The sequence below is a fragment of the Sulfitobacter sp. 1A13679 genome (genome assembly GCF_043557115.1).
Taxonomy (GTDB): domain Bacteria; phylum Pseudomonadota; class Alphaproteobacteria; order Rhodobacterales; family Rhodobacteraceae; genus Sulfitobacter; species Sulfitobacter faviae.
Window position 1 is genome coordinate 86854 of record NZ_JBIFFO010000002.1, and the last position, 13866, is coordinate 100719.

Sequence of the window (13866 nt, forward strand, 5' to 3'; positions counted from 1 at the left end):
GCATGGCTCAGGCAATGAAAATCGCGATTGTAGATGACGAACAGGACATGCGGCAGTCGATCAGCCAGTGGCTGGCCCTCTCAGGCTATGACACGGAAACTTTCGGCAGCGCCGAGGACGCGCTCAAGACATTGGGGCCCGATTATCCGGGCATCGTCATTTCCGACATCAAGATGCCGGGCATGGACGGGATGCAGTTTTTGAAAAAACTCATGGGCAGCGACTCGGCCCTGCCGGTCATTATGATCACCGGCCATGGCGATGTGCCGATGGCGGTTGAGGCGATGCGGGTGGGCGCGTTCGATTTCCTCGAAAAGCCCTTCAACCCCGACCGGATGAGCGAGTTGGCCAAGAAAGCCACCAACGCGCGGCGGCTGGTGATGGACAACCGCGCGCTGCGGCGTGAACTGTCGGACGGTGGCCAGTTGATGAAAAAGCTGATCGGCCAATCCCCGGTGATGGAGCGCCTGCGCGAAGATATTCTCGATCTGGGGCAGGCCGATGGGCATGTGCTGATCGACGGGGAGACCGGGACGGGCAAGACTTTGGTCGCCCATGCGCTGCACGCCGTAGGCTCGCGTGCGGGCAAGAAATTCGTGCTCGTCTCCTGCGGCGCCTTGGAGGAAGAAGCGCTGGCCAAACGGCTTTTCGGCCCGATGCAGCCCGAAGACGCGCAACTGCCTGCTATCGAAGAAGCCCGTGGCGGCACTTTGGTCTTGGAGGATATCGAAGCGCTGTCTGAGCAACTCCAAGCCCGGCTGCTGAGCGCGATCAACGAGCAGGGCACCCCGGCGGAGACGCGGATCGTCGCCATCTCGAACCTGCAAGAGGCGGGGCGCACCTCGGAAGACGCGCTGCGCTCGGACCTGTTTTACCGTCTGGCGGCGCTGCGCATCACCGTGCCCCCGCTGCGCCAACGGGGCGAGGATATTCTGACGCTCTTTACTCGGTTGAGCGATCAATTCGCGGATGAATACGGTTGCGAGGCGCCTCAGGTTAGCGCGCAAGAGGCGGCACAGCTGTTGCAGGCGCCTTGGCCCGGCAACGTGCGTCAACTCATCAACGTCGCCGAACGCGCCGTACTGCAATCGCGCCGCGGCTCGGGCACCATTGCCTCGCTGTTGATGAGTGACCATGATGAGATGCAGCCGGTGATGACCACCGAGGGCAAGCCGCTGAAGGAATATGTCGAAGCCTTTGAGCGTATGTTGATCGACAACACCATGCGCCGCCACAAAGGCTCGATCGCCAGCGTTATGGACGAGCTTTGCCTGCCGCGACGGACGTTGAATGAGAAGATGGCGAAATACGGGTTGCAGCGGTCAGATTACCTCTGACCGCGTCCCACAAGCAGCGCGGCTCAACCGTTGCGCTGCTCTGCGATCTCGACCGCTTTGCTATTCGGATCGGTGATGCAAGACCATCTCGCCGCGCCGGGCACATCGACGATATGGCGGTAAAGCTCAACCACCGGACGGGTGGTATTGATCGCAACCCCCGCCGCTCCGGTTTGCTGGGCCACCGCAGAGACACAGCTTTTCTGCCCGCGTAATTCCGCCAGCGCTGCGGGGTCGTCGGCCACGGCGATCTCATCGCAGGCGGCGAGGCCCAGAAGGGTCAGGCAAAGCGCGGGGCGCAGAAATTTAGGCATAAAAGCGGTCCTTTGAAACTCTGGGCCGCATCGGCGGCAAGGCAATTCAATAGCGTCGACCGGCGACAGCCGCTGCGACAGTCTGAATGTTTCCAAGCCCATGCGCCTTGTCAACCGACCGGGGATAAAGCGCATTTGACTGTTGCTCATTCGATTGACCATTGTGTTTCACCCCGTAAAGCCCTTAACTAGCCGGATAAGTCCCGTAACGCCCGACCGGCGTGGGGTGACTTTTGACAGTTTCGCTGCCGTGCCCGCCCGACACCGGGGGGCCAGCAGACCGATTGGGCCGGAAACGGCCGAAGAACCGCTGATATTCGCGAGGGTTAGCCCGACCGAAGCACAGCTAATTAATGGATGGGAAAGGCCGCAGAGCCCTCGCATCGGAGAAGAACCGCGATGACGCGCGCAGATGCTCAGAGCAGTCAGTTGGGGGCCATTCGTGGCCCTGCTGTTGCCGCGTCCTCCATCGCCCTGACAAGTCACACCTCCCAGCCCGAAGCCCCGCCAGGGGCATTTTGTGCGCGGGTGCTGTGCATAATGGATCTATGTCTAAGAAAATGCTTATCGATGCCACCCACGCCGAGGAAACTCGGGTCGTGGTCGTGGACGGAAACAAGGTCGAAGAATTCGATTTTGAATCGGAAAACAAACGCCAGCTTGCTGGCAATATCTATCTAGCCAAGGTTACACGGGTCGAACCGTCGCTTCAGGCGGCCTTTGTCGACTATGGCGGCAACCGTCACGGTTTCCTCGCTTTCTCGGAAATCCACCCCGATTATTACCAGATTCCCGTGGCCGACCGTCAGGCGCTGCTGGAAGAAGAGCGCGCCTATGCCGAAGCGCAGGCCGCCAAGGATGACGAAGAAGAAAAACCCAAGCGGACCCGCTCGCGGTCGCGTAGCCGGTCGAAAAGCCAAGCGGCCGAGACCAACAGCGATGATGCCGTAGCCACCGCCGAGGTCGCCGAGGAAAACAGCGATCAGATCGCGGGCATGGAAACCGTCGATCTCGACAGCGAAGAGGGCAGCTCGCCCATGGAGCGGGTCGCGGAGACGCCGGTTGAAGAGCCCGAGAATGATGCGGCGGAGGGTGATATCGCCAAGGCCGAGGACGCGGCCCCGGCCAAGGCGGATGACGCGGCAAAGGCCGAGGATGCCGACGCCCAGGATGACGCGCAGGCCGACGGTGAAGACGCCGATGGCGAGGACAAAGGCAGCGATGCCACGGCGAAGGACGATTCCATCGAATCCGTCGCCGATGAGGACGACAGCGAAGACATCCGCCCCGTGCGCAAACCGCGCCCGCGCCGCTACAAGATTCAAGAAGTCATCAAGGTCCGCCAGATCCTGCTGGTGCAGGTCGTCAAGGAAGAGCGCGGCAACAAGGGTGCGGCGCTGACCACCTATCTCAGCCTCGCCGGTCGTTACTGCGTTCTGATGCCCAACACCGCCCGTGGTGGCGGCATCAGCCGCAAAATCACCAATGCCGCTGACCGCAAGAAGCTCAAGGAAATCGCGACCGAGATTGAAGTGCCGAAAGGTGCGGGCCTGATCGTGCGCACCGCTGGCGCGAAACGCACCAAGGCCGAGATCAAGCGCGATTACGAATACCTCCAGCGCCTCTGGGAGCAGATCCGCGAGCTGACCCTGAAGTCCATCGCGCCCGCGAAAATCTATGAGGAAGGCGACCTGATCAAACGCTCGATCCGCGACCTCTACAACCGCGAGATCGACGAGATTCATGTCGAGGGCGAGCGCGGTTACCGCATCGCCAAGGACTTCATGAAAATGATCATGCCGTCCCACGCGAAGAACGTGAAGCTCTACAACGAGAGCCTGCCGCTCTTCGCGCGCTATCAGGTGGAAAGCTATCTCTCGGGCATGTTCAACCCCACGGTGCAACTGCCCTCGGGCGGCTATATCGTGATCGGCGTGACCGAAGCACTGGTGGCGATCGACGTGAACTCGGGCCGGGCCACCAAGGAAGGCTCGATCGAACAGACCGCGCTCAAGACCAACCTCGAAGCCGCCGATGAGGTCGCACGCCAGCTGCGTCTGCGTGACCTTGCCGGGCTTATCGTGATCGACTTCATCGACATGGACGAGCGCAAGAACAACGCCGCCGTCGAAAAGCGCATGAAGGACCGGCTCAAGACCGACCGCGCGCGCATTCAGGTGGGCCGCATCTCGGGCTTTGGCCTGATGGAAATGTCGCGCCAGCGCCTGCGTCCCGGTATGATCGAGGCGACGACCCAGCCTTGCCACGCCTGCCACGGCACCGGCCTCGTGCGCTCGGACGATAACCTCGCCCTGTCGATCATCCGCCAGATCGAAGAAGAAGGCACCCGCCGCCGCTCCCGCGAGGTATTGGTGCGGGCGCCCGTGGGCATCGCCAACTTCCTGATGAACCAAAAGCGCGAGCATATCGCCCATATCGAAATGCGCTACGGCATGTCCGTGCGGATCGAAGGCGATCCGTCGTTGGTGAGCCCTGACTTCCACATCGAGAAGTTCAAGACGGCAACGCGCACTGTGCCGCCCGTCTCGGATCACGTCGTCTCGGTCGATACTTCCCTAATGGATCAGATCGATGAGGATGAGAGCGCCGCCGAGGCCGAAGAGCCCCCCGCCGCACAGGACGCCAGCCCCTCAGACAACGGGAACGGCAATGGCAATGGTGAAGAGGGAGAGGGCAAATCCAAGCGCCGCCGCCGCCGTCGCCGCAGCCGGGGTGGCCGTGGCCGCAACGGCAATGGCGATCAGCAGAACGGTGCAGAGGATCAAAACGGTGCTCAGCAGCAGGACGAGGCGAAATCGGACGAGGGCGAGAAAACCGCACCGGTAGAGGCGGAAGCCCCGCAGGCCGAAGCGGATGCCGCGCCTGCCGAGGAGAAGCCCAAGCCGAAATCCCGCAGCCGCTCGCGCAAGCCTAAGGCCGAAATCGCTCCCGAAGCGGAACCCGCGCCCGAAGCTCTTGCCGCCGCAGAAGGCGAAGCGCCGAAGGTCAGCGCCGAGGCCGAAGGGGAGGAGACGCCCAAGCCCAAGGCCAAGCGTAGCCGTCGGACCAAGAAACCCGCAGCCGAAGCGGCGGAAGAGACCGTGAGCGCAGACGCCGTGGCAAGTGAGGAAGAGGCCGCACCCGCGCCGAAGCCCAAGCGCCGCAGCCGGGCCAAGGCCAAGCCGGTCGAGCCGGTCGCCGAAGCCACGCCCGATGCGATGGCCGAAGCCCTGCCGAGTGAAGCGCCCATCGCGGCCCCGTCACCGGAGACGGCGACGCCCGTCGCGGAAGCGCCTCAGCCTGAGCCGCAGCCCGACCCCGCGCCGCAGCCGGTCGAGGCCGAGGCACCCGCTGCCGAAACCGCTCCTGAGCCGGTGGCCGAAAAGGTCGAAGAGCAGCCCGCCGAAAAGCCCAAGCCCAAACGGCGCGGCTGGTGGTCGCTGGGCAGCTAAAGTGCTCTAGATAAAGAAAACGGCGGGCTCTCTCTCAGGCCCGCCGTTTTCAGTTTGGCGATAGGGTAAGAAAGACGGCGCGACCGCGCCCGCTCAGCCGCCCTTGGTGATGATATAAAGCTCTGCCGCGCCCTCGGTCCGGGTTTCGGTCAGCTGATGGCCCGCCTCGGTACAGAAATGCGGCACGTCGATCACGGCGGCGGGGTCATCCGCCGTCATGTGAAGCTGATCGCCCGGCGCCAGCGCGGCCAGTCGTTTGCGTGCTTTCAGCACGGGCAGGGGGCAGAGAAGCCCCGTGGCATCCAGTTTTTCGATCTTCATAAGATCAGTTAAGCCAAGCCGGTCCCGAGGTCCACGATCTTGTGACAATATGACAGGTGACGCCGGGGCCATGTCGGTCTAGGAGTCGGTCATGTTTGAAATAAGCCTCCTCGACGCCGGGATCCTGCCGGCCATGACCATCGCCCTTGTCGCCGGGATTTTCAGTTTCCTGTCGCCCTGCGTGCTGCCCATCGTGCCGCCCTATCTGGCCTATATGGGGGGCGTGTCGATCAATGACATGTCGAGCCAATCCAGCGCGCGGCGGCGGGCGGTGGTGGCGGCGCTGTTCTTCGTGCTGGGGCTGAGCACCGTCTTCGTGCTCTTGGGCTTCACGGCCTCAGCCTTTGGGATGTTCTTTCTCCAGAATCAGGCGCTTTTCGCCAAGATCTCCGGCGTGGTGATCATCGTCTTTGGCCTGCATTTCATCGGCCTTTTCCGCATTCCCTTTCTGGACCAAGAGGCGCGGTTGGACGCGGGCGATAAGGGCGGTTCCAGCTTTGGCGCCTATGTTCTAGGGCTGGCCTTCGCCTTTGGTTGGACGCCCTGCATCGGCCCGCAGCTTGGCGCGATCCTGTCGCTCGCGGCGAGCGAGGCTTCCGTCTCTCGCGGTACGCTTTTGCTGGGCGTCTATGCGGCAGGGCTGGGGATCCCGTTCCTGCTGGCCGCGATGTTCATCACCCGCGCAATGACGCTGATGAACCGTATCAAACCGCATATGAAGCTGATTGAGCGGATCATGGGGGGGCTTCTCGTGCTCGTCGGGCTGGCCTTGCTGACCGGTGCCTTCACCGCCTTCTCCTTCTGGCTGCTCGAAACCTTCCCGATCCTCGCAACCGTGGGTTAAGCCTTATTCTCGCCCCGAATTACGGCTAGACTATGCCGAAGAAGAGGGCGGGCATGGTAAGCAAAGCGCAGGGAAAGACGGTGAAAACGCGCCGGGTGTTCTACATCCCCGGCTACGACCCGATTCACCCGCGCCGCTACCGCGAGCTGTACCGCAAAGAAAGCGCGGCGCAGGCGGCGATCTCGGGTTATGAGATCGGGCTGAAGCCGAAGGCGGGCCGCGGCAATTACGGCTGGCAGGTGGATGCTGAGATCGACGGGCAGCGGGTGAGCGCGCAGGTCGAGGTTCTGGTCTGGTCCGACATCGTGCGCGAAAGCATGAGCAGTTCGATCCCCGCGACCTATTTGCAATTGCTGCGCACCGCTTGGGTCTACATCGGATCGGGTGCGCTTTGGCGGCTCATGCGGCTGCGCAAGGGGCCGGTGATCGCCGCACTTTACCCCGTTGGCATGTTGATCGCGCAGGCGCTGCTGGCGGTGGCGCTTAGCCTGTTGACCTATGGCCTTCTCGGCATGCTCAGCGATCATTGGGCCGCGCGGCTCGCCTTCGCGGCACTGGGCATGGGGTTGGGCATTGCCCTGCTGCGCTGGTTCAAAAAGAAGGACGGCAAGTTTTTCGCCTATTACCTGATGCATGACTACGCCTATTCCGCCGCCACCAAGGGCGCGAATCCACCGCAGCTTGAGGCCCGGATGGCGACCTTTGCCGATGCCATTGCCGCCGCGCTGACCGATGATGTCGACGAGGTCTTGGTCATCGGCCATTCCTCGGGCGCGCATCTGGGGGTTTCGGTGCTTGCCGATCTGATCCGGTCGGGCAGGGTGGCCGAAGGCGGGCCTGCTCTGGGTTTCCTCACGCTGGGGCAGGTGGTGCCAATGGTGTCGTTCCTGCCCCGGGCCGAGCGGTTGCGCAGCGATCTGCGCTTTCTCTCGGCGCGTGATGAATTGGCTTGGGTCGATGTCACCGCCCCGGGCGATGGCTGCGCCTTTGCGCTTTGCGATCCGGTGTCGGTGTCCGGCGTCGCGCCCGAAGGGAAACACTGGCCGCTGGTCTTCTCCGCCGCCTTCACGCAAACCCTCAGCCCCGCGCGTTGGAAGGCGCTGCGCTGGCGCTTCTTCCGGCTGCATTTCCAGTATCTTTGTGCCTTCGACCGTCCACGTGACTACGATTACTTCCAGATTACCGCCGGGCCCCAGACACTCGCCGCGCGCTATGACGGGCGGCCTGCGTCGAAATCGCGGATCGACCAGGCGGTCAGCAAATACACCTCTGTCGCCGCATGAGCCATCCGCCCAAACCCCCTGCGCGCCCCGACCGGGTGTCGCTCTGGCGCTATGCCAAACTGTTTCGCGCCGACATCCTCTCGGCCCAGCCCGCGCGGCTCTATCGGGCATGGATGGCCGAGTTCAAAACGCCGTTCTTTCGCAGCTACCTGATGAACCAGCCCGAACTGGTGAAAACCGTGTTGAAGGACCGGCCCGAGGATTTTCCCAAGTCCGACCGTATCGGCGAGGGGCTGCGGCCCCTTTTGGGCAACTCCGTCTTTCTGACCAATGGCGAGACATGGAAACGCCAGCGCCGCATCATCGACCCAGCCTTCGAGGGCGGGCGCCTGCGTGAGACTTTCCCAGCCATGTGGGACGCGGCAGAGGCGACTGCGGCACGGCTGGAGCCCAAGGCGGGCCAGGTGGTCGAGATCGAGGCTGAGACAAGCCACGCCGCCGCCGATGTGATCTTTCGCACGCTGTTTTCCCTGCCGATCGAACATGAGGTCGCCCGCGCGGTTTTTGACGAGTTTCGCAATTACCAGCGCAGCCAGCCGATCCTGAACCTCGGGGCGCTTTTGCCGCTGCCGCGCTGGATGCCGCGCCTGTTTCGCCGCGACACACGGGCCAGCGCGGCGCGGATCAGGACACTGATCACCGATCTGACTCGCGCGCGCATGGCGCAGATCGAGGCGGGCACCGCGCCCGACGATCTTGCCACCAAGATCATGACCCAAGCCGATCCCGAAACCGGAGAGCGCTTCGGCACCCAAGAGATGGTCGATCAGGTCGCGATCTTCTTTCTTGCGGGGCATGAGACCAGCGCCTCGGCCCTTGCTTGGGCGCTGTACCTGATGGCCACCCATCCCGCGTGGCAAGAGCGACTGGCGGAAGAGGCGCAGGCGCTTGAGACCTGCGATTTCGCGGTGATGTCGAAACTCAAGCTCAGCCGCGATGTTTTTCGCGAGACACTGCGCCTCTACCCGCCCGTGCCGATGATGGTGCGCGAGAACCGCTGCCCCGAACGCTTCCGTGACCGACAGGTGAAACAGGGCGCGCAACTGGTGCTCAGCCCGTGGCATCTGCACCGCCACGAACGGCTTTGGGACAACCCCGACGGCTTTGACCCGACCCGTTGGCATACCGAGAATGGCAAACAGTGCCAGCGCGACGCTTTCATCCCATTCTCCGCCGGGCCGCGGGTCTGCACCGGGGCGGGCTTTGCCATGGTCGAGGGGCCGCTGATCCTGTCGCGCATCCTGCGCGACTTCCGCGTGACCGCCCAACCGGACCGCGTGCCAGTGCCTGTCGCACATTTGACCGTCCGTTCAGATCAGGGCATTTGGTTAGCGCTATCAAGACGCTAGCTGCTATCATCGGCTTTGCGTTTCAATTAGAAACGCAGCGAACGGAATCAAAATAGGACCTGGGTGACATGGGCTACGACAAGGCGCAACTTGAGCAAATGGACAGCGGCAAGGGCTTCATCGCGGCGCTTGATCAATCGGGTGGCTCCACCCCCAAGGCGCTGAGCCTCTATGGCGTGGAACCGTCGGATTACAACGGCGACGAAGAGATGTTCAAAGCCGTCCATGACATGCGCGCGCGGATCATCTTGGCCGATGATTTCACCTCTGAAAAAGTGATTGGCGCGATCCTTTTCGAGCGCACGATGGATGACACGATCAATGACAAACCTGTTGCACAGCTGCTTTGGGAAGACCGCGGCGTGGTGCCTTTCCTGAAGATCGACAAGGGTCTGGAAGAGACCAATAACGGCGTGCAGATGATGAAGCCGATCATGGAGATCGACGATCTTCTGGCCCGTGCCGTGAAACACGGCATCTTCGGCACCAAGGAACGCTCTGTCATTCATGAGGCCAACGAAAACGGCATCGCCGCCGTGGTGGCGCAGCAGTTCGAACTGGCCAAACAGGTCTGTGCCGCCGGTCTCGTGCCGATCATCGAGCCCGAGGTGAACATCAACTCCGAGAGCAAGGCCGAGGCCGAAGAGATCCTGCACGGCGAGATCGCGAAACACCTGAAGGCGCTGCCCGAAGGTGAGATGGTGATGCTGAAGCTGACGATCCCCGAAAAGGCCGGTCTCTATGACGATCTGGCCGAACATGCCAATGTTCTGCGCGTCGTGGCGCTGTCGGGTGGCTATTCCACAGCGGAAGCCTGTGAACGGCTGGGCAAGAACCGGACCATGATCGCTAGCTTCTCCCGCGCTTTGACGGAAGGGCTGAACGTCAAGATGACGGACGCGGAGTTCAATGAGGCGCTCGGGCAGAACATCGAGAAAATCTACCAAGCGTCGATCTGTTAAACGGAATTTTTTGAAAATTCCGGGGCCGTTTTCTTTTAAAGAAAACGGCTACACGATCCGCCGGATGGATTCACGATTGCAAAATATGATGACCTGTCCGGCGTTTTCCACCGCTTGATACCCACGGCGCTTCAATTCCGCTTCGAATGCCCGGCGTCCGACGAATTTCTCGATATCCCGCGCTTTGCGCCGGATCACCTGACCGCTGATCGCGGCGCGCGAGGCAAAGAGGCTGTGGAGCCACGCCTGTGGCGAAAGGGGAGAGGCCAAAGTCATGACCGGACGCTAATCCGCTTTTGGTAAACGTTCCTTTAACGACCGCAGCACAAACAGCCGGATCGCCCCGGCCAGCCCGATGTCCAGCCCACGGGCGGCGTCGATCTCGGCCACCAATGCGTTGATCGGCACGCCCCGCGCGGCGGCGATGGCGCGGAACTCTTCCCAAAATTCGTCTTCGAGGGAGATTGATGTCCGGTGGCCCCTTAGGGTCACCGAATGTTTGCGGGGCCGGGTGCTCATGTCTCGCGCTTATGCGCGTCGAGCGTCGCCTTGGCTTGGGCGGCGCTTTTGCGCGCCGCCTCTTTCTCGGCTTTGCTGCGGCCAAAGCGCAGCGCATTCTCATCCGCCTGAGCGCGGCGGGCCGCAAGATCGCGTGCCTTTCTCGCCTTGTTCAGGTTGATGGGCTGGCTCATTTCGGGCCGATCATGTTCTCGGGGCGCACCACACGCTCGAATGTCTCGGCATCGACGAAGCCCAAAGCAATCGCCTCTTCCTTCAAGGTGGTGCCGTTCTTATGCGCGGTCTTGGCGACCTTGGTGGCGTTGTCATAACCGATCTCGGGGGCCAGCGCGGTGACCAGCATCAGCGACTCGCGCATCAGCTTCTCGATCCGGTCCGCGTCGGCCTTAAGGCCATCCACCAGATTGTCGGTGAAGGCCGAGGCTGCATCACCCAAAAGCTGCATAGATTGCAGCACGTTATAGGCCATCATTGGTTTGTAGACGTTCAGCTCAAAATGGCCCTGCGACCCGGCGAAACCGACGGCGGCATCATTGCCCATGACATGGGCACAGACCTGCGTCAGCGCCTCGCATTGCGTTGGGTTCACCTTGCCCGGCATGATCGATGAGCCGGGCTCGTTCTCGGGCAGGATCAATTCGCCCAGACCGCAGCGCGGGCCGGAGCCCAAAAGGCGGATGTCATTGGCAATTTTGAACAGCGACGCCGACACGGTCTTCAGCGCGCCGGAAATCTCGACCATCGCGTCATGGGCGGCCAGCGCTTCGAACTTGTTGGGCGCGGTGACAAAGGGCAGGCCGGTGATCTCGGCCATGTTATGCGCCACGGTTTCCGCCCAGCCTTGCTTGGTGTTCAGCCCGGTGCCCACGGCGGTGCCACCCTGTGCCAGCTCATAGATACGGCCAAGCGCGTCGCGCACGCGGGCGATGCCCATTGCGACCTGATGGGTATAGCCCGAGAATTCCTGAGACAGCGTCAGCGGTGTCGCGTCCTGCGTATGGGTGCGGCCAATCTTGATGATGCCTTCGAATTCCTCGACCTTCTTCTGCAACGCGCCGTGCAGCTTCTCCAGCCCCGGCAGCAGCACGTCACGCGCCGTCATCGCGGTGGCGATATGCATGGCGGTGGGGAAAGTATCGTTCGAGGACTGGCCCATGTTGCAGTGATCGTTGGGGTGCACCGGGTCCTTGGAGCCGATGGTGCCGCCCATGAGTTCAATTGCGCGGTTGGCGATGACCTCATTGGCGTTCATGTTCGACTGGGTGCCGGAACCGGTCTGCCAGACCACCAGCGGGAAGTTGTCGTCGAACTTACCCTCGAACACTTCGCCAGCGGCTTGAATGATCGCGCGACCGCGTTCCTCGTCCAGCGCGCCCTGCGCCACATTCGCCTGCGCGCAGGCTTTTTTGATCACGCCGAGCGCGCGCACGATGGCGATGGGCTGCTTTTCCCAGCCAATCGGGAAGTTCATGATCGAACGCTGCGTCTGCGCGCCCCAGTATTTATCGGCGGGGACTTCAAGCGGACCAAAGCTGTCGGTTTCGGTGCGGGTATCGGCCATTCTGCGGCTCCTGCTGTGACTTATCGTTGTCCAGCGGTGTACCTGCGCCTTACGCGCTGCGCAATGCGGGGATGGCGCTAACGGCCATTCCGGCGCTACTTCCGAAAGGAATCGAGCGAGACGATCTCAGCATCTTTGACCGGCTCTTCCGCGACTTCCAACTCTGCCTCATCCGTCTGGTCGAGCGTGGCCTCGTCTTCCGCCACGTCTTGCTCTTCGGTCTCTTGCTGTTCGAACCGCAGGCCGAACTCAACCGAAGGGTCCACGAAGGTGCGGATCGCGTCGTAAGGAATATAAAGCGGCTCTGGCGCATCGCCGAAGTTCAACGTGATGGCGAAACCGTCTTCACCCACATCGAGGCCGTCGTACCAGTGCTGCATCACCACGGTCATCTCATCGGGATAGCGGTCCGACAGCCAATCGGCCAATTCCGCATCCGGATGCGAGGTGTCGAAGGTGATGAAGAAGTGGTGATTCCCCGGCAGTCCCTTGTCCGATACGTCTTGCAAGACCCTGCGGATCAGGCCCCGCATGGCTTCGTGCATCAGGTTGCCGTAATCAATGCTGCGGCTCATTCTTCTCTCCGGTCCGGGCGATGGGCAGGGGTAAGCATACCCCATTCAGGAGCGAGTGAAAGGGGGTCCCGCGCTAAATCGTGTGAAGGATCAGCGCCAGCGTGGCGAGCAGAACCATCGTGAGGACAAAACCACGCTTGAGGGCCAGCATCAGCACGGCCGCCAAGAGGGTGAGCGCGGCGGCCATGGGGTTGAAACTGTCCCAAACGGGCAGGGGCAGGGCGAGCGGGCCATCAGCGCCCACCCGGTCAAACAGCACATGCAGCGCAAACCAAACCGAGAGATTGGCGATGACCCCCACCACAGCCGACGTGATCGCCCGCAGCGCGCCTGCGATGCGCGGCTGTTCAGAGAGCGCCTCAAGATACGGGCCCGCAAGGAAAATCCACAGGAAACAGGGCGTGAAAGTAACCCAAAGCGCCACCAACCCGGCAGCCATCGCCCCCGCGGGGCCGCTTTGCGCAAATCCCGCCAGCATCCCGACGAATTGCGTCACAAGGATCAGCGGGCCGGGCGTCGTCTCAGCCAGGCCAAGCGCGTCGATCATCTGATCGGTCTCGATCCAGCCGAAATCCTGCACCACGGTCTGGGTCATATAGGCCAGCACCGCATAGGCCCCGCCGAAGGTCACCACGGCCAGCTTGGAAAAGAAAAGCCCCAGTTGCAGCAGAAAGTCGTCGCCGATGAGGGCAAGGAACAGAAGCGGCGCGGCCCAGAGACCACCCCAGATGAGCAGGGTGCGCAGGCTATGCGCCGGCGGCAGGTCGGCGGCTTCGGTCTCAGGCGTCGGGCTTCGGGTCAGCATCCCAATGGCCCCGGCCGCCAGAATGATCAGCGGAAACGGCAGGCCCAGCACGAAGAGGGCGATGAAAGACCCGAAAGCCAACGCCCAGCCGAGCCGCCCGTGCAGCGCCTTTGAAAAAACCTTCAGAAGCGCTTGGAATACCACGATAATGACAGCGGCCTTGATGCCCAGAAAGGCCGTTTGGACCAAGGGCATTTGCCCGTACCATGCGTATAACAGCGCAAGAGCAGCGATGAATACCGCCCCCGGCACAACGAAAAGCAACCCGCCGAGCAGCCCGCCCGCGACGCCGCGCAGGCGCCAGCCTGCATAGGTCGCCAGCTGCATCGCCTCCGGTCCGGGCAACAGCATACAGAGCGACAGGGCCCGCAGGTAGGTCTGCTCGCTCAACCACGGGCGATGCTCGACCAACTCGCGGTGCATCACGGCGATTTGGGCTGCGGGGCCGCCGAAGGACATCAACCCGATCCGGCCAAACACGCGAAACATATCGGGCCAACTGGGCGGGGTCATCGGGGCCATCCTACGTCATCAAAGCCACCAC

At 62.3% G+C, this 13866-nt stretch carries 14 protein-coding genes; 6 read left to right on the top strand and 8 right to left on the bottom strand.

From position 1 onward, the window contains the following. Window positions 1-2 precede the first annotated feature (2 nt). Window positions 3-1337, top strand: a complete 1335-nt coding sequence (locus ACGYLA_RS02085; RefSeq protein WP_067266663.1) for a sigma-54 dependent transcriptional regulator — start codon at window positions 3-5, stop codon at window positions 1335-1337. A 23-nt stretch (window positions 1338-1360) separates the two neighbouring features. On the opposite strand, the gene ACGYLA_RS02090 is transcribed toward ACGYLA_RS02085, so the two are convergent. Continuing rightward, on the bottom strand, window positions 1361-1651 hold the full coding sequence (locus tag ACGYLA_RS02090; RefSeq protein ID WP_394429906.1) for a hypothetical protein: 291 nt from the start codon (window positions 1649-1651) through the stop codon (window positions 1361-1363). A gap of 548 nt (window positions 1652-2199) precedes the next feature. On the opposite strand from ACGYLA_RS02090, the gene ACGYLA_RS02095 reads away from it, so the two are divergent. Beyond that, window positions 2200-5103, top strand: a complete 2904-nt coding sequence (locus tag ACGYLA_RS02095) for an Rne/Rng family ribonuclease (RefSeq protein WP_394429908.1) — start codon at window positions 2200-2202, stop codon at window positions 5101-5103. Between the two features lie 93 nt (window positions 5104-5196). On the opposite strand, the gene ACGYLA_RS02100 is transcribed toward ACGYLA_RS02095, so the two are convergent. After that, complete coding sequence (locus ACGYLA_RS02100; RefSeq protein ID WP_394429910.1) at window positions 5197-5424, bottom strand: sulfurtransferase TusA family protein; 228 nt, start codon at window positions 5422-5424, stop codon at window positions 5197-5199. Between the two features lie 91 nt (window positions 5425-5515). Here ACGYLA_RS02100 and ACGYLA_RS02105 point away from each other — a divergent pair, with 91 nt between their 5' ends. From ACGYLA_RS02105 to ACGYLA_RS02120, 4 genes are all read left to right on the top strand, one after another. Then, the gene (locus ACGYLA_RS02105; protein WP_271687236.1) at window positions 5516-6268 is read left to right on the top strand and encodes a cytochrome c biogenesis CcdA family protein; all 753 of its coding nucleotides are present in this window, start codon (window positions 5516-5518) and stop codon (window positions 6266-6268) included. Between the two features lie 53 nt (window positions 6269-6321). After that, window positions 6322-7551 (top strand): hypothetical protein, encoded by a 1230-nt coding sequence (locus ACGYLA_RS02110; RefSeq protein WP_394429913.1) that lies wholly within the window; start codon window positions 6322-6324, stop codon window positions 7549-7551. Continuing rightward, window positions 7548-8900: a cytochrome P450 gene (locus tag ACGYLA_RS02115; RefSeq protein ID WP_394429915.1), complete on the top strand. Its 1353-nt coding sequence runs from the start codon at window positions 7548-7550 to the stop codon at window positions 8898-8900. Before ACGYLA_RS02110 ends, ACGYLA_RS02115 begins: the two co-directional genes overlap by 4 nt. A 68-nt stretch (window positions 8901-8968) precedes the next feature. Beyond that, window positions 8969-9862, top strand: coding sequence for a fructose bisphosphate aldolase (locus tag ACGYLA_RS02120; RefSeq protein WP_394429918.1), 894 nt, complete (start codon window positions 8969-8971; stop codon window positions 9860-9862). A 48-nt stretch (window positions 9863-9910) separates the two neighbouring features. Here ACGYLA_RS02120 and ACGYLA_RS02125 read toward each other — a convergent pair whose 3' ends face one another. The 6 genes from ACGYLA_RS02125 to chrA form a co-directional block, all read right to left on the bottom strand. Beyond that, window positions 9911-10138, bottom strand: a complete 228-nt coding sequence (locus tag ACGYLA_RS02125) for an N-(5'-phosphoribosyl)anthranilate isomerase (protein ID WP_394429920.1) — start codon at window positions 10136-10138, stop codon at window positions 9911-9913. A gap of 9 nt (window positions 10139-10147) precedes the next feature. Further along, window positions 10148-10381, bottom strand: a complete 234-nt coding sequence (locus ACGYLA_RS02130) for a ribbon-helix-helix domain-containing protein (protein ID WP_394429922.1) — start codon at window positions 10379-10381, stop codon at window positions 10148-10150. Beyond that, complete coding sequence (locus ACGYLA_RS02135; protein ID WP_067266677.1) at window positions 10378-10554, bottom strand: DUF4169 family protein; 177 nt, start codon at window positions 10552-10554, stop codon at window positions 10378-10380. The genes ACGYLA_RS02130 and ACGYLA_RS02135 overlap by 4 nt, the downstream gene beginning before the upstream one ends. Further along, entirely contained in the window at window positions 10551-11942 is a 1392-nt protein-coding gene (gene fumC, locus ACGYLA_RS02140; protein ID WP_394429924.1) for a class II fumarate hydratase, read from the bottom strand. The genes ACGYLA_RS02135 and fumC overlap by 4 nt, the downstream gene beginning before the upstream one ends. A 95-nt stretch (window positions 11943-12037) precedes the next feature. Then, window positions 12038-12517 carry an SspB family protein gene (locus ACGYLA_RS02145; protein WP_394407803.1) on the bottom strand — a complete coding sequence of 160 codons (480 nt, stop codon included), beginning with the start codon at window positions 12515-12517 and terminating at the stop codon, window positions 12038-12040. 73 nt (window positions 12518-12590) lie between these two features. Further along, window positions 12591-13835 carry a chromate efflux transporter gene (chrA, locus tag ACGYLA_RS02150; protein WP_394429926.1) on the bottom strand — a complete coding sequence of 415 codons (1245 nt, stop codon included), beginning with the start codon at window positions 13833-13835 and terminating at the stop codon, window positions 12591-12593. Between the last annotated feature and the right edge of the window lie 31 nt (window positions 13836-13866).